This is a genomic window from Streptomyces sparsogenes, from assembly GCF_001704635.1.
Classification (GTDB): domain Bacteria; phylum Actinomycetota; class Actinomycetes; order Streptomycetales; family Streptomycetaceae; genus Streptomyces; species Streptomyces sparsogenes.
This window is the reverse complement of the sequence record NZ_MAXF01000227.1, coordinates 23580-39045: the sequence shown is the minus strand read 5'-3', so window position 1 is coordinate 39045 and position 15466 is coordinate 23580. Positions and strand designations below refer to the sequence as shown.

Here is a 15466-nt window from a genome sequence, read left to right as displayed (position 1 = left end):
GCAGGGCGTCTGACGGAGGATCTCGACGGTTTCCACGCAGTCGGCGTCGGGGCCGAGGGCGTCGCGGACCCGATCGCCGAGGTCTTCGGCCAGGTCGTCACGGTCAACGGCGACGGACAGATCCCGGCGGATGGCGGGCATCGCGGACACGGCCCGGTAGGGGGTCAGGTCGGACATCTGGGTGGCAACGGACGGCTCGGCCGAGCGCAGGATGCGGATGTCCAGAATGCCCTTGAGCAGCATCAGCATGCGGTCGAGTCCCATGCCGAGCGCGAGGCCGCTCCACGAGTCGTCGAGGCCGGCCCGCTCCAGCACCTGCGGATGGGCCAGGCCGCACTCGGCCACCTCGATCCATTCGCCGTCGCGATCCACGTCCACCTGGCGGCCGGAGAGGGTGTAGGGGTGGACACGGTCCTCGTGGCGATGCTTCGCCCCGGGGAGGATCCCCGCCACGAGAGTGGTGACCATGTCGTCCAGGTCGACGGTGGTCATGGGGGCTGGGCGGCGGGTGACGCGCCACAGGTCGAGCTGGTGCGGAGTGCCGGTGTGCAGGCGGTCGATGCTGTCGCGGCGGTAGACCAGTCCAGGGCAGACCAGGAGCACGTCGTCGGCCGGGTCCGCGGCCAACGCGCGCAGCGCCGCCGGGACCAGCGCGCTGGAGTGGCTGCGCAGCATGCTCTGGTCGTCGACGTAGCGGGTGTAGCGGGCGTCGCGGGTGATGTCGTCGCTGCGGTAGCCGAGGTTGTCGTAGTTGTCCTCGACGGTGACGGTGCGCTCGCCACGGCACCAACGGACCTCGCAGCCCCAGCGTTCCGCCAGGGCCTCGACGGCGCGGCCCAGGACGAGCTGGAGAGCGTGCGGTCCAGTGGTGGGGTCGGTGAGGTCCCGGATGGACAGGTCCCGGGCGAGCTGTTCAGCGGAAAGGTGAGCGGGCATGTCGGCCTCCTGGCCAAGAGCTGTGACGGGGTTTCGGAAACCCCCCAGCCCCTGGGCCTGGCCGCACGGTGGGGTCAGCCTGCTCAGCTCTGGAGACGTGGCGAAGTCCGACCCCTGCGGCACCCTTCGGGGGCCAGGGGGCCGGTAAATCGGCGAGAGATCGCTACGACGGCCACACCAGGACTATAGCTGGCTCCTGAGACCGGACCTCCCCCATTTCCACCAGCCTGCTGGCACCAGGTCACCGACGAGCGTCGCCTGGTGCCAGCAGGCTGGTGATCTCGGCGATCGCCTCCGGCGACGGCTTGAAGTAGCGGCGGACGTGTGCCGCTCGAAAAGTCATCGCTGCATGTCATGCCGCGTATCTGTACTCGTTGATGAGGCCGCCGGGGATCCGGGTGCGCAGGACTTTGCCGGTGCTGAGGCCAAGCGCCGGTTGTTCGTGGACGTCGGGTGGTAGCTGGTTGCGGGCCTGGTGGGGTCGGTGTTCGTTGTAGTGCCGCTCGTAGGCCGCAAGGAGGTGGCGGGCGTGGGCCTCGTTCATGATGAGGACGTGGTCGAGGGCTTCGCGTCGGATGCTGCCGATGATGCGTTCGCAATGCGCGTTCATGCGGGGAGCCTGTGGCGCACTTTTGAGGATGTCCATCTCCTCGGCGGCAAAGACGGCGTCGAACGCTTCGCTGTACCTGCCATCGCGGTCGCGTCATAAGAAGTGCAGGGACTTCGATGCGTATGCCCAGGTCAGCCATGAGATTCCGCGCCTGCTGCCCCGCCCAGTCCCGGGTCGGGTGGGCGGTGACGCCGGTGATGTGCAGTCGCCGGGTGCCGTGCTCGAGGAACACCAGCGCGTACAGCCGCTTGCCGAGCGCGGTGTCGATGTGGAAGAAGTCTGCCGCGATGATCCCCTCGGCTTGCGCGGTCAGGAACTCGCGCCAGGTTGGGCCTGCGCGGTGCGGCGCCGGATCGACGCCTGCGGCATGCAGGATCTCTCAGACTGTCGACGCGGCGATCCGGTGCCCGAGTCGGGCCAGCTCCCCTTGGATCCACCGGTGCCCCCGCGTCGGATTCTCCCTCGCCAGCCGCAGGACGAGCTTCTTGATCGCTGTCGGGGTGGGCGGACGGCCGGTACCCCGGCGCGCGGTGTAGTCCCACTTCGCGGCGATGAACCTGCGGTGCCAAGCAAGCAGGGTGCCGGGGGTGACAGGGAAGATCTCACGCCACTGACGCCGGGGTATCAGCCCGCACAGGGCGGCGAACCAGAAGCGGTCGGCAGGCTCATAACGGACCGGCCCGGCCAACTGGCGACGCAGGACCGCGTTCTCGTGCCGCCGCAGCACCAGCAGTTCCGCCTCCTTCACCGTCCCGCGTCGCAGGAGCACCGATGGAACCGTCAGCAGCTTCCCGGTCACCTTGTACAAGCAAGGACACGATCACGGAGGACACGATCCCAGCGGACTGACCGCATCCAGCTCACCTGCAGCGATGACTTTTCGAGCGGCACAGCATGGCCCCGCCCGCCGTGGCGGTGGCCTGCTCCGGGTCGGAATCCCGCAGTGACGAACTGGTGGTCATCATTCCTCCCGGAGGTGGGAGTGGTGGGCAGTTGCTGGTCCGATGAGAGAGCCCGGAGGCTGAGCTGCCGGGGGCGTGCGTCGACCGCGAAGGTCCGCAACGGCGGCGGCCAGCACTGTCATGAAGATGAGCATGTAGAAATTGGCGAGCACGAAAGCGAGTGGCCCGTCCGCCAGAACAGGTGTCGCGTCATCGTCCATCGGATCGGCCAGGGCCAACACGCCCGGGAGAGCAGAGGCGACGAGCACCAGCGTCGGCAGCCACCTACCACGCCGATCGGGTCGGCCCACCGCAGACACCAGAAACACCTCCAACGGCACCAGCCACACCCAGTGATGCCCCCAGGACCAGGGAGACACCGCTGCCGCGCACAGGCCGCACAGTGAGGCCCCCAACAGTCGCTCCCCACGTCGCGCCGCCCACGCGGCGAGCGTCAAGCCCGCGACGCCGACCGTGGCACCGAGCACGAGCCACAGCCACAGGGCAGGGGTCTCCGGGACGCCGTTCTTCAACAGGAGTCCCCGCAGTGACTGGTTGTGCCTCGACGCCAGATCGACGTGGATCCGGCTGAGGTCGGCGAACATGCCCCGCAGCCAGTAGTCGGTCGTGGCGGCGGGCACCAGGAGGAAGCTCACTAGGACGGTCCCCGCCGCGGTGGCCGACGCTACGGCGGCCTGCCTGTACTTCCGAGTCACGATCAGGTAGGCGACGAAGATGAGAGGGGTGAGCTTCAGTGCGGCCGCGAGCCCCACGCCGACACCGCGAAGCGGATGATCGGTGGGTCCCGTCAGATCGGCCAGCACCAGTGCGACCAAGAGCAGATTGATCTGACCATCGATGAAGTTGCTATGCACCGATTCGAGCGCGAAGGACGCACCGGACACGGCGATCACCGCCGGGACGAGGAGGTGTGTCCTCGTCGGGCCGAGCGAACGCCAGGACCGCGCAACGATGAACACCAGCAGGGACGTGTTCAGCAACACCACGAGGATCCTGGCGGCTTCCGCGCTCAGCGGGGACAGCGGAGTGAAGACCAGCGCTGCGAAGGGTGGATACGTGAAGCGGAAGTCGTACCACACTGGCTCGTTGTAGAGGTCCCGGCCGGCCAGCACCGCCTCGCCGCCTGCTCGGTAGACCTCGAGATCGACCGAGTCGGCGCGCATCGCGAGCACCATGCTCATGAGCCCGAACAGACCACAGGCGCCGACGAGGAGGGAACAGCCGACCATGCGTGCGGTCGGCCGGGGATGTCGTGACTTCACGGGAGTCCCTTGGAGTGAAGGAATGACGCCGTCCTCGTCGGTCAGTCGAGCAGGTTCAGGCGCCTGAAATAGGGCCAAATCTGCGGCCAAGGTTTCTTCTGATGGCTGATCAGTGATATCGGGCGGCCCTGGTAGTCGGTTTCGATGCCCAGTCCGTTGTCGACTTCGGCGACCTGGCGCACGACGCTGAAATGTGCGCGAACCGCGGGCTCGGGGTCGCCGACGTAGATCAGGGTGGTCCGGTCGGCGTCGGGTGCACCGAAGAACCAGTAGCCCCGGGAACCGCTGTGCACTGGTGGCAACCCACGGGCGGGTCCGAAGTAGGCCAGGGCGGAGGCCACCCAGTAGTCGTCGGACATGACCACCGTGCGGTCCCGCAGGTCGGAGGGAAGCCGGTGATAGACCTCGCCGACCTGGTCGGCCAGCTCCGGCCAGCCGATCTCGGAACGTTTGTCGAAGCGGTGGGGTGGTTTGCCGGCGTACGACTCCTGAGGCTGCAACGGCAGGTCGATGAGCGGCCACAACGCCGATGCCACGATCACCGGATACACCCGTCGGCCCACGCGCCGCCTTTCCGTGGCCGGGCGAGCCAGTCGCCGCCGCTGGAAACCGACCGCGCCCGCCGCCCACAGCGCCGGGAACACGCCGTAAATGTAGTAGGCACGTCCGCCACTCAGTACGACGAACCCGGTCACCAGCAGTGCGGCCACGGCGAGAAAGCGGTAGGCGCGCAGCTCCCGTCCCACGAGGAGCCGGGCGAGCCCGTACAGGCCCAGAACCAGACCGAGCCCCGGCCCCAGGCCCAGGAACATCAACGCCAGGTTGGCCGTCGCCCCGTCGAGCTGCGACACCTCCGCGGCGATCGCCTCGGCCATCTCCCACTGCGGCCAGTTGTGCCGGTGTTGCCAGATCAGCGTCGGCACGGCCGACAGCGCGGTCAGCCCCGCTCCCGTCCACAGCAGCGGCCGGGCGAGCAGTGCGCGAGGCCCGCACATCAGCACGGCCACCAGCAGGGCCAGGCAGAACACGATGATCTGGAACTTGGCCTGCGTCGCCACCGCGACGACGGCCCCCGCGGCGAGCAGCAGCCGGTCTCGCGTCACGCCGTCGCGGTGCATCCGCACCCACCGCACAAGCAGCCAGCTCAGCAATGTCCACAGGGGGACGTCGAAGACCATGGTGGTCAGTAGCCGCCCGAGCGCTCCGAAGGCCAGGGCGTAGGCGGCCGCGGTCAACCACTGACCTCGCCGGTCCGCGTCGAACTCCCGGGCGAGCAGTGCGGCCAGCACGATCCCCGTCGCGGTCGCCAGGATCGCCGGCAGGCGCAACACCCGCAGCGTCCCCGGAGCGAGCGTGTCGGCCAGCAGCGCCAGCACCGGAACCCCAGGGGGCTGGTCGGCATATCCCCAGTCCAGGTGGCGGCCGGCCATGATGAAGTACAGCTCATCACCGTCGTAGCCGTAGCGCCCGGCCAGCGCGAACAGCAGCACCGCGGTCGAGACCGCGATGCCGAACACCGGTAATCGCGCGAGCGGAGCCAGGGCCGTCGGCTCCGTCCGCCGATCGCTCGGTGTTCCCCCGCATGTCCCGCTCCCCGGGAGTGACGCTGACAGCGGACGAGGCCGCAGTCGCAGCTCGTCGGATCGGGGCAGCTCGCGCGAGAGCCGTCGAGCATCGTCAGGTGGAATCGTCACGCTCTCTCCAGGGAGGGAAGCCAGGGGCACACGAGCGACGTGGTCGTTGCCGACGGGTCTCAGCGCAGCGCCCGCAGGAGCGGTGTGTAGTAGCCGCCTCCGTCCGCGAGGGCGACGAGCATCCGGTACGGCTCCCACGTCCGGAACGCTTCCCTCCCGGGTTTGGCCAGTTCTCTCTCCAGTCCCCACGTCTCCAGCTGGATGGAGTGACCGATGAGGAGGTCGGCATCGGCCGCGGTGCGCAGGATCGGGCGGGCGAGCTCGGTCACCGAGGCCTGCAACCGACGGCGGCCGGCCTCGTCCCGTGCGCTCACCGTCATGCCGTACTCCGGTGGTGCGAAGGCGAGTTTGACGAGTTCGTTGAGATCCAGATGTACGGGTGCGAGCACGGCGAACTCGAAGTCGAGCAGCGACACCACCTCGGTCCCGTTCCACAGGGCGTTGACCGGGGAGAGGTCTCCGTGGTTGAGCACGTGTGAGGCGCCCGGCAGGGCAGCCCAGTGCCGTTCGAGGGCGCGGCAGAGGCGGTCCAGTTCGCCGTCGGTGAGCACGTCCGCGGCACGCAGGCGCAACAGGCCGTCCTTGGCCTCGTCGAGTGACGAGGCGTAGAAGGGGTTGCGGGGACGGGCCAGCGGTGCGGCGGTGGCCGGGTCGACACTGTGGACCGCTGCCGCCTTGGCCCACAGCTGCCGGGTGGCCTCGACACGTCGGTCCCAGTCCAGACCGGGCCATGCGTCGTCGAGGCTGCCGGCGGCGATTTCGGCGCTGGCCACCCACTGCAGGCCGCGGATGGTGCCCGTGTCCAGGACGCGCGGGTAGCCGACATCCGGCGGGAGTACCGCGGCCAGTTCGGCCTCGCGGCTCAGATCGCAGGAGCCCGAGGCCCCGGCGACCCGTACCGCCAGCCCACCGCCCAGCCAGGTGGCGTTCGTCCAGCCGCCCGCGCGCCGGGTCCGGGAGAAGTCGACGCCGTACCGCTGGAAGACCTCGGCCGCCACGGAGGCGGTAACCTCGGCAGGGCGGGCGGCGTCGCGTTCACTGTCCATCACTAGCCCGCCCTCAACCGCAGCGAGACGACGAGACGCAGGGGGTCCGCGCTGCCGGGCAGCCGGAGCAGCGGCGGGACCTCGTGCCACATGCGGGGGCCCAAGAGCCGGGCGTCGCCATCGCGGTCGTACATCGGCTCGAGGAAGCCCTGGCGCAGGATACGCATGGAACCGACAGTGTTGTAGCAGAGCGGGAACTGAAGGTTGAAGCGGTCCAGGTCGGTGTCGTGCTCGGCACCGTGCGGCCCGATGTAGTCGCCCTCCCGGTAGGCCAGCAGGAACATCCGCTCGTACCGCAGCTCCCGATCGGTGATCCGGTTCACCAGCGGGATGAGCTGCGCGGCCGCCTGCTCGGACCAGTCGAGCAGTCCGTGCCTGCGGAAGACGGTGGTGACCCGTGCGGAGTGCGCCGGGGATTCGGACTTGGAGTCGATGCGCAACAGGCGGAAGCCGTATCCGAGTTCGCCGTCGTTGTCGGTGTGCTCCTGCGCGTCGAGGACGGGTTCGTCGCGCAGCTCCTCGTATGCCGCGCGTGCCGCGGGGCGCAGCGAGGTGACGTCCGCGATCTGTGGGATCTGGGCACAGCGGTGAGCTACGTAGTGGGAGCGTAATCCCTCGACGGAGAGTGCGGTGCGGCGAGTGTCGAACGAGGCCACGAGTCGGTCGGTGTGGGCGACCATGAAACCACTCTTTCCTGGAAAGTGGACGGACACGGGCGGGCGCTTCTCGGACGGAGGGCGTGAGGTCAGGCGGTGCCGAGCACGACGAGCCGACGGCTGCTGACGGTGAAGGTGCCGCCGTGTTCGTCCATCACGCGTGCCTCGGAGAATCCAGCGGCGCGGAACCATTCGAGGATCTCCGGGGCGGTGAACATACGGACGCTGTACCGGGCGCGTTCCACGACCGAGTTCCGAATGGTGATCTTCTCCGCGTAGTAGCGGCTTGCCACGGCGTCCAGTTCCTGGATGTCGATGGCCATGTCCTCGCCTCGCCGGAGCACATCCACGTGCATTTCATGGTTGGCGAGGACACTCGGTATGTGCCGGTACGGGGAGTGCATGTCGAGCAGGAAACTGCCGCCGGGACTCAGTGCACGTCGGTACCGGTAAAGGATGTCCCGGTCGGTTTCGTCGTCGAAGTATCCGAATGAGCTGTACCAGGACACGGCGGCGTCGAATTCGGCGTCGAAGGACATCTCCCGCAGATCGACCCGACGGTAATCGACATCGACCCCCATAGTACTCGCCTCGTCGGCGGCCATGGCGAGAAATCGTTCGTCCCGGTCGATCCCAACCACGGAGTATCCCTGGGCAGCCAGCACGTTAGCATGCCGACCGTGACCACAGGGTGCGTCGAGAAGTCTCATTCCCGGCTCGAATCCACCGAGTTTCACCATGCTCGCCGCTTCCCGCCCACTCAGTTCGGGAGTGAGATCGGGGAGGTCGAAGTAATCGTAGTCTCCTCCGAAAAGGATGTCCCAGTCCACATGCGGTTGCCTGGAATTCATAATTCACAGGCTAGGGCCTGATCCCGTTTTTCGGCAATGCCGGTAATAAGTTCAGTCACCGTGCCAGGCTCGCCACAGTTCAGCGTACGCACCGTTCGCCGCGAGCAGTTCGTGATGGCTTCCGAGTTCTCGGACACGGCCGTTCTCCACCACGGCGATTCGGTCGGCGTCCTGTGCGGTGTGCAAGCGGTGCGCGATCGCGACGACGGTCCGGCCGCTGAGCACGGCGGCGAGCGCGTCTTCGGTGTGCCTCGCAGTGGCCGGGTCCAGGAGCGCGGTGGCCTCGTCCAGCACGACGGTGTGCGGATCAGCCAGCAACAGCCTCGCCAGCGCCACCTGTTGAGCCTGGGCCGCGGTGAGCGGATGCCCCGCGGAGCCCACCACGGTGTCCAAGCCGTCGGATAGCTTGGCCGCCCAGGGCGCCGCGCCCACCGCCTCCAGCGCGTGCCGGACCTCCTCCTCCGCGGCGGGCCGGGCGAGGGTGACGTTCTCCCGCAGAGTGCCGCGGAAGATGTGGTGCTCCTGGGTGACGAGAGCGATCCGGCGCCGGAGCTCCTCGGTGCCCAGGTCGAACAGGGGCACCCCGCCGAGTTGGACCGTGCCGGAACCGGGGGCGTAGATGCCCGCCAGGAGCTTGCCGAGGGTGGACTTTCCGGAGCCGGACGGGCCGACCACGGCCAGCCGCTCACCGGGAGCGAGGTCCAGGTCCACGCCGTGCAGGATGTCGCGGCCCGGCAGATAGGAGTAGGTGACCGAGCGGGCGGTGAGCTGTCGGCCGGCGGGGTGTGCTCCGGTGGGTCGGCGGTCCGCGGGCAGCTTGCTGACGCCGAGTACCCTGGCGAGGGAGGCGGAGCCGATCTGCAGCTCGTCCATCCAGCTCAGCACGTCGTCGAGGGGGAAGATCAGCTGCCGTACGTAGAGCGTGGACGCGACCACCTGGCCGAGGGTGGCCAGGTCCCGGGTGTAGAGCAGGCCGCCGACGACGAGTGTTGCCACCACGGGCACGGCGTAGCTGAACTCGACCAGCAGATACCAGGAACTGCGCAGCCACATGGTGTGCCGCTCCGCCGCGTACACGTCACTGAGGTCGCGGTCGAGAGAACGGCTGCGCCATGTCTGCAGCCGCAGCGCCTCGACCGTACGGGCGCTCGGCACGGTCTCGGCGAGGCTGTCGCCCAGCGCCGTGTAGCTGGCGCCGCGCCGCCGGTAGCTGGCGCCGGAACGGCGCAGATACCAGCGAGTGCCGACCCACAGCAGCGGTACGACGAGGAAGCTGGGAAGGGCGGTGAGCGGACCGACCAGCATCAGCGCGGAGAAGGTGAACAGGCAGGTCATCAAGGCGACCAGGGTCTCGGGCACCGCATAGCGCACGGTGTTGGTGAGCGCGTCGGTGTCGCGGGAGGCCCGGGTGATGAGGTCTCCGGGTTCGGCGTCCTCCACGGTGGACAGCGGCAGGCGGACGACCCGGTCGACGAAGTCCTCACGGACCTCGGCGGTGACCTTCTCCCCGAACCGGCAGGAGCGCTGGACCGCCCAGTAGGTCAGTAGCGCCTGTGCCAGCAGCGACAGCAGCAGGCCGAGGCCGATGTAGTTCACGGTGGTCGACGTCGTGCCGTCGACGACCTCGTCAAGGAGGCGTCCGATCAGCCACGGTCCGGTCAGACCGCAGATCGCGGCCAGTCCGTGCAGCACCAGCATCCAGGACAGATCGGTACGGTGGCGGCGGGCCAACGCCAGGCCGTGCGCCCGGACCTCCGCGGAGTCCGCGACCGGCAGCCGGATACCGCTCATTCGCCGCTCCCCCGGGTCGCGAGCCTGGTGGACGGCGTGGTCGCGGGCGCGGTTTCACCGGTTTCCCGCTGAATGACCAGGCGGTAGTCGGCATCGGCGGCGAGCAGCTCGCGGTGGGTGCCGGTCGCGGCGACACGGCGCTCCCGCAGGAAAGAGACCGTGTCGGCGTGGTCGAGAAGGAGCGGGCTGGAGCTTACGAGGACGGTGGTGCGGCCGGAGCGTGCGGCGCGCAAGCGTCGCGATATGACGTCCTCGGTATGCGCGTCGACCGCCGAGGTGGGGTCTACCACGATCAGGACGTCGGGGTCGGCCAGCACGGCCCGGGCGAGGACGAGGCGCTGTCGCTGGCCTCCGGAGAAGCGACGGCCGTCGGCCGTGATCTCGGTGTCGAGGCCGTCGGGCAACAACGCGACGACATCTTCCGCGGAGGCCACCCGGAGCGCCTCGGTGATGGCGGTGTCCTCAGCGGTTCCGTGCGGGTCGAGTGCGCCGCGCAGGGATCCTCGGAAGAGGCGGGCGCGGTTGTCGACGACCAGGATGCGACGGCGGACCTCGTCGGGCGGCAACCCGCTGAGGAGCCTGCCGTCGAGGCGGACGGGGGCGTCGGTGTACCCGCCGAGGCGGTCGGCGAGCCACACCACGTCGGCCGACGGTGCGACCACGAGATGGAAGGTGCCGGAGGTGACTGTGAAGCCGGAGGTCTCGTCGATGAGTTCCGCGATCGGGGTGTCTACCGGCCGGAAGTCCGTAGCAGGAACCGACTTGGGCTCCATGGCGAGCAGGGCGACCGCGCGCCGGGCGGCCACATGGGCGCGGGCGAAGCGGTCGGCAGTCTCGGTGAAGGTGCCCAGCGGCTCCACGAGGAAGGCCGCATAGGCGTAGAAGGCGACCAGTTCGCCGGGGGTCACGGCACCGGTGAGGGCTGCTCGGGCACCGACCCAGGTGACCGTGCTGACCAGCAACCCGGGAAGCAGCACCTGCGCGCCGCGGATGAGGGCCTCCGCCCCTGCCACCCTGGAGCCGGCCTTCCGTACCCGCTGCGAGCGTTCGCGGTAGGAGCGGGCGAAGGGGATCTCGCCGCCGACGCCCCGCAGGACACGCAGACCCGCGACCACGTCGGTGAGCCGCGAGTTCAACTCGCCCTGAAGGTCGCGGTAATCGCTCTGCCGACGGTGCAAGGGCCGCAGCGTGTAGCCCATGGTCAGGACAATGGCGGGCACCGCGACGATCAGCATCATGCCGAGCGTGGCAGACTGGTCGAGCAGGACGACGGCGACGAGGACAACGGAGATCACTGCGCCGACGGCCCGGCCGACGATGTCGAAGGCGCTGCCCAGGGCGTTCATGTCCGAGGTGCCGAGGCTCACCAACTCGCCCTCGTCCACGTGCCGTTCCAGAGTGGAACCGAGCAGGTTGGCCTGGCGGACGACGAGTTGCACGGTGCGAAAGCCCGCGGAAAGCGAATTGTACATGTTGAGGCGTCGGCGGACGGTGCCGGAAACCGCTTGAACGACGCCGAGTCCGAGCAGGACGGCCGCCCAGGTCAGGACGGCGTTCATGTCACCGGGCACCAGTCCCTCGTCGATCGCCTCCCGGATGACCACTGGCATCAGCGCCTGCGACCCGAGCCACAACATGCCGCAGAACGCGGCGGCACTCAGGGGCCAGGCGATTCGGCCCGCAAGCCACAGTAAATACCATGTTGCCGAGCGAATATCGGGATTTCCTGGGTCTGCGGCAGGCAACGGGCGCATTGCGCGAGGATACCAAAGGATGCGGACAAGGCGTCAACCGACGGCATGCCGCCGCCCCGGCTGTTCGAGTGCGCCAGGTAAGCAGTCGAACATCTTCTCCGTCGTCCGCTCGCCCGACCACGAGAATTCCCCCTAGCCTCGGAGTGCCATCAGGAAGCCAACGGATTGGAGAATCAACTGTGCTGATCCATGAAACTCCCCTGGCCGGCGCCGCTCTCGTCGAACTCGAGAAACGGGAGGACGACCGGGGCTTCTTCTCACGTTCGTTCTGCCGGGAGGAATTCGAGAGGGCCGGGCTGGAACCGACCGTGGCACAGTGCAATCTGTCGTTCAATCACCGCAAGGGAACCCTTCGCGGATTCCACTACCAGCTGACGCCGAACGCGGAGGCGAAGACGATCCGCTGCGTTCGGGGTGCCGTCTACGACGTCATCGTCGATCTACGGACGGACTCCCCTACCTTTCTACGGCACTTCGGCACGGAACTCACCGCCGACAACCGGCTGGCTCTGCACGTACCGAGGAACTTCGCGCACGCCTATCTGACGCTGACCGACGACGCCGAGACGCTGTACCAGGTCTCCACCGCGTACACGCCCGGTGCCGAGCGGGGCCTGCGCTGGAACGATCCGGCGCTGGCCGTGGAGTGGCCCGTGACGGTGGAACAGGTCTCGGACAAGGACGGCAACTGGCCGCTGCTGGCCGAGGTTCCGGTGGCTTCCCGTTGATCATCGTCGACACCGCGCTGCGTCGGCGCGAGGAGCAGAACCGGCCTATCCGAGTCGGCATGGTGGGCGCCGGATTCATGGGGCGCGGGCTGGCTCTCCACATCGTCCGATCGGTTCCCGGGCTGCGGCTGGCGGCGATCGCCAACCGCAGCCCGGCGACCGCCGAACGCGTCTGCTCGGAAGCGGGCGTCCAGCCGGTGCGCGCGGACACGGTGGCCGGAGTCGAGGCGGCCGTGGCCGCCGGACGCACTGCGGTGACCGAGGACGCGTTCACCCTGCTCGCCGCCGAGGGAATCGACTGCCTGGTCGATGTCACGGGCGCCGTGGAGTTCGGCGCCCGGATCACCGTGGCCGCCATCGAGCGCGGCCTTCCAGTGGTGACGATGAACGCGGAACTCGACGGGACCATCGGACCGTTGCTCGCCCACCGCGCCCGCAAGGCCGGGGTCGTCCTGACCGGCGCCGACGGTGATCAGCCGGGTGTGCAGGGCAATCTGCTGCGCTTCGTGCGCGGCCTCGGCGTGAAGCCGCTGGTCGCCGGCAACGTCAAGGGTCTCCAGGACGAGTACCGGACGCCCGCCACCCAGCGGGGTTTCGCCGAGCGCTGGGGGCAGAACGTGCACATGGTCACCAGCTTCGCCGATGGTACGAAGGTCTCCTTCGAGCAGGCCATCGTGGCCAACGCCCATGGCTTCACGGTCGGACGGCGCGGGATGTACGGGCGCGAGCACGGCGGTCATGTCGACGAGCTGACCGACGTCTACGACCTCGACGAACTGCGCGAGCTCGGCGGTGTCGTCGACTACGTGGTCGGTGCCAGGCCAGGGCCCGGTGTGTATGTGATCGGCACCCATGACGACCCCCGGCAGCGGCACTACCTGGAGCTGTACAAGCTCGGCAAGGGCCCGCTGTACAGCTTCTACACGCCGTACCACCTCTGTCACTTCGAGGTCCCCCACACCATCGCCCGAGCCGTCGACTTCGCCGACGCGGCACTGACTCCACCGGCCGGACCGCGCGTGGACGTGGTCGCCACCGCCAAGCGCGATCTGAAGGTCGGCGGGATCGTCGACGGCCTCGGCGGATACGACACGTACGGCGTCGCCGAGACCCATGCCGCCACCCGCGCTCTGGGGCTGCTCCCCATGGGGGTCGCCGAAGGGTGCGTGCTGCTCAGGGACGTCAGCAAGGACGCGGTGCTCACCTATGACGACGTACGGCTGCCACCGGGCCGGCTGATCGATGAGCTGCGCGGGGAACAGAACGACCTGTTCCCCGCCTGACGGCCGGGGCGGCCGGCTACGCCCACACCTTCCAGGGCGCGTTTCCGGCCGCCCACAGCTCGTTGAGGTGCTGGTAGTCCTTGTAGGTGTCCATGGCGCACCAGAAGTCGTCGTGGGGGTGCAGGGTCAACTGCCTGTCCCGGGCGAGCCGCTGCAAGGGGGCGCTCTCGAGCCACAGCCTCGGGTCGTCGTCCAGGTACTCGTCGAGGAACTCCCGGCGGAACATGAAGAATCCACCTGAGACGAAGCCGGTGACCTGCGTGGGCTTCTCGTTGAACTCGAGGACCTCGCTGCCCTCGACGTCCATCTCGCCGAACTTCGACGTCGGGTGGACGCCGGTGACCGTGCCGATCCGCCCGGCGTCGCGATGTTCCTTCTCCAGCGCCGCCAGGTCGATGTTCCCGACGCCGTCGCCGTATCCCATCATGAAGTGGTCGGTGTCGACGTAGCGCCGCACCCGGCGCAGCCGTGCGCCGGTGGCGGTGTTCAGGCCGGTCTCGACGAAGGTGATCTCCCAGTTCTCGTCGGCCCGGTCGTCATGGAAGCGGAGCCGGTGCTCGTCGCTGAGCGCGATGGTGAAGTCCGACATCTGGGCGCGGTAGTCCAGGAAGAACTGTTTGATGGCCCAGCCCTTGTAGCCGAGGCACAGCACAAACCGGCGGAATCCGTAGTGGCTGTAGATCTTCATGATGTGCCACAGGATTGGGCGGCCGCCGATGTCCACCATGGCCTTGGGCAGGCGTTCGCTGGCCTCCCGGATGCGGGTGCCGTATCCCCCGCACAGGAGTACCACGGGTATGTCCGGGTTCACTGTGTCCCTCCTCGGCCGACGTCGGCGCGATGCTCGGATTGCATCAGGTACGCGCGGCACGGACCCGCAGGTTCTCGTCGAGCGAGCCTTCTCGCCGACGGTGGCCGAGCACCGCGAGGCGGGTGAAGTCGTGCTCGAAGGCGGTTCGGGTGAGCCCGCGTTCGCGGTACTGCTGGGCCAACTGCGCCGCGCCGTCCGGGATGCTCCAGCGGGCCCGGTACCCCAGTTCGATCCGTGCCCGGGTGAAGTCGACCCGGTAGGAGCGCGGGTCGCTGCCGGTCTCGCCCGTGATCTCCACGACGGAGCCTGGTACTGCCGCGGCGGCGGCCTCGGCGATCTGGGCCACCGTCCGGTTGTTCTCCTCCGTGCCGATGTTGAAGGCCCGTCCCCGCACCGTGTCGGCGGGGGCGGCCAGGGTGGCGAGCACGGCGTGGGCGATGTCCTCGGCGTGGACCAGGGGGCGCCACGCCGTGCCGTCGGACAGGACGGTGACCCGACCAGTGAGCAGCGCCCGGCCGACCAGGTTGTTGAGCACAATGTCGGAGCGCAGCCGCGGGGAGAAGCCGAAGGCGGTGGCGTTACGCAGGAACACAGGGGCGAAGTCGGCGTCGGCCAGCTCCACGAGGTCGTCCTCGACCCGCACCTTGGACACCGCGTACGGCGTGACGGGCTTGAGCGGGGCGTCCTCGTCGACCGGCTCGTCCCCGGGCTGGGCTCCGTATACGGAACAGGTCGAGGCGTAGACGAAGCGGCGGACCCCGGCTCTCTTGGCCAGCCTCGCCAGTCGGGTGGAGGCGTGGTGGTTGATGGCGTGAGTGAGGTCCGGATCCAAGGAACCCAGTGGGTCGTTGGAGAGGGCGGCCAGGTGCACTACGGCGTCGCAGCCGTGGAGCGTCTCGACGGTGGCGTCGCGCAGGTCCAGTGTCGGGCCCGGTACGTCCGGGGCGTCCAGGGTGCCGAGGACGCGGGAGGAGAACAGGCCGCTGTCCAGGCCGCTGACCTGGTGGCCGGCCGCGGTGAGGACGGGGGCCATGACGGTGCCCAGGTAGCCCTGGTGTCCTGTGAGCAGGATCCGCACGGGT

Annotated in this window: 12 protein-coding genes and 2 pseudogenes; 2 read left to right on the top strand and 12 right to left on the bottom strand. The window is 68.7% G+C overall.

Features of this window, described 5'->3' with window-relative positions:
• The 10 genes and pseudogenes from srmL to BBH68_RS37455 form a co-directional block, all read right to left on the bottom strand.
• Positions 1 to 936: PheS-related mystery ligase SrmL (gene srmL, locus BBH68_RS37495; RefSeq protein WP_065968382.1), on the bottom strand; the 936-nt coding region annotated here is incomplete at its 3' end.
• Positions 937 to 1177: 241 nt separating this feature from the next.
• A pseudogene (locus BBH68_RS42815) lies at positions 1178 to 1261 on the bottom strand (site-specific integrase); the annotation flags it as partial.
• A 27-nt stretch (positions 1262 to 1288) separates the two neighbouring features.
• A pseudogene (locus tag BBH68_RS42645) lies at positions 1289 to 2309 on the bottom strand (integrase core domain-containing protein).
• A 198-nt stretch (positions 2310 to 2507) separates the two neighbouring features.
• Entirely contained in the window at positions 2508 to 3689 is a 1182-nt protein-coding gene (locus BBH68_RS37485; RefSeq protein ID WP_079151449.1) for a glycosyltransferase 87 family protein, read from the bottom strand.
• A 122-nt stretch (positions 3690 to 3811) separates the two neighbouring features.
• Positions 3812 to 5287, bottom strand: coding sequence for a glycosyltransferase family 39 protein (locus BBH68_RS37480; protein WP_245738504.1), 1476 nt, complete (start codon positions 5285 to 5287; stop codon positions 3812 to 3814).
• Between the two features lie 236 nt (positions 5288 to 5523).
• A complete protein-coding gene (locus BBH68_RS37475) occupies positions 5524 to 6510 on the bottom strand; it encodes a phosphotransferase family protein (protein WP_065968381.1) in 987 nt (328 codons plus the stop codon).
• A 2-nt stretch (positions 6511 to 6512) separates the two neighbouring features.
• Positions 6513 to 7190, bottom strand: coding sequence for a StsF protein (locus BBH68_RS37470; protein WP_065968380.1), 678 nt, complete (start codon positions 7188 to 7190; stop codon positions 6513 to 6515).
• Positions 7191 to 7255: 65 nt separating this feature from the next.
• On the bottom strand, positions 7256 to 7996 hold the full coding sequence (locus BBH68_RS37465; protein WP_245738503.1) for an SAM-dependent methyltransferase: 741 nt from the start codon (positions 7994 to 7996) through the stop codon (positions 7256 to 7258).
• Between the two features lie 72 nt (positions 7997 to 8068).
• Entirely contained in the window at positions 8069 to 9808 is a 1740-nt protein-coding gene (locus BBH68_RS37460) for an ABC transporter ATP-binding protein (protein ID WP_065968378.1), read from the bottom strand.
• A complete protein-coding gene (locus BBH68_RS37455; protein WP_065968377.1) occupies positions 9805 to 11562 on the bottom strand; it encodes an ABC transporter transmembrane domain-containing protein in 1758 nt (585 codons plus the stop codon). The genes BBH68_RS37460 and BBH68_RS37455 overlap by 4 nt, the downstream gene beginning before the upstream one ends.
• Before the next feature lie 179 nt (positions 11563 to 11741).
• Here BBH68_RS37455 and rfbC point away from each other — a divergent pair, with 179 nt between their 5' ends.
• On the top strand, positions 11742 to 12290 hold the full coding sequence (gene rfbC, locus BBH68_RS37450) for a dTDP-4-dehydrorhamnose 3,5-epimerase (RefSeq protein WP_065968376.1): 549 nt from the start codon (positions 11742 to 11744) through the stop codon (positions 12288 to 12290).
• Positions 12287 to 13573 (top strand): NAD(P)H-dependent oxidoreductase, encoded by a 1287-nt coding sequence (locus BBH68_RS37445; RefSeq protein WP_065968375.1) that lies wholly within the window; start codon positions 12287 to 12289, stop codon positions 13571 to 13573. Before rfbC ends, BBH68_RS37445 begins: the two co-directional genes overlap by 4 nt.
• Before the next feature lie 16 nt (positions 13574 to 13589).
• Here the strand turns inward: BBH68_RS37445 and BBH68_RS37440 are convergent, their stop codons facing one another.
• Both BBH68_RS37440 and BBH68_RS37435 read right to left on the bottom strand, forming a co-directional pair.
• Entirely contained in the window at positions 13590 to 14384 is a 795-nt protein-coding gene (locus BBH68_RS37440) for a glucose-1-phosphate cytidylyltransferase (protein WP_079151448.1), read from the bottom strand.
• A gap of 43 nt (positions 14385 to 14427) precedes the next feature.
• On the bottom strand, positions 14428 to 15462 hold the full coding sequence (locus BBH68_RS37435) for an NAD-dependent epimerase/dehydratase family protein (RefSeq protein WP_065968374.1): 1035 nt from the start codon (positions 15460 to 15462) through the stop codon (positions 14428 to 14430).
• Positions 15463 to 15466: the final 4 nt, after the last annotated feature.

Bases quoted from the DNA above. Each gene is read 5' to 3' on its own strand.
- BBH68_RS37485 (WP_079151449.1), bottom strand. From the start codon at position 3,689: ATGAGCATGGTGCTCGCGATGCGCGCCGACTCGGTCGATCTCGAGGTC.
- BBH68_RS37475 (WP_065968381.1), bottom strand. From the start codon at position 6,510: ATGGACAGTGAACGCGACGCCGCCCGCCCTGCCGAGGTTACCGCCTCC.
- BBH68_RS37470 (WP_065968380.1), bottom strand. From the start codon at position 7,190: ATGGTCGCCCACACCGACCGACTCGTGGCCTCGTTCGACACTCGCCGC.
- BBH68_RS37460 (WP_065968378.1), bottom strand. From the start codon at position 9,808: ATGAGCGGTATCCGGCTGCCGGTCGCGGACTCCGCGGAGGTCCGGGCG.
- BBH68_RS37455 (WP_065968377.1), bottom strand. From the start codon at position 11,562: ATGCGCCCGTTGCCTGCCGCAGACCCAGGAAATCCCGATATTCGCTCG.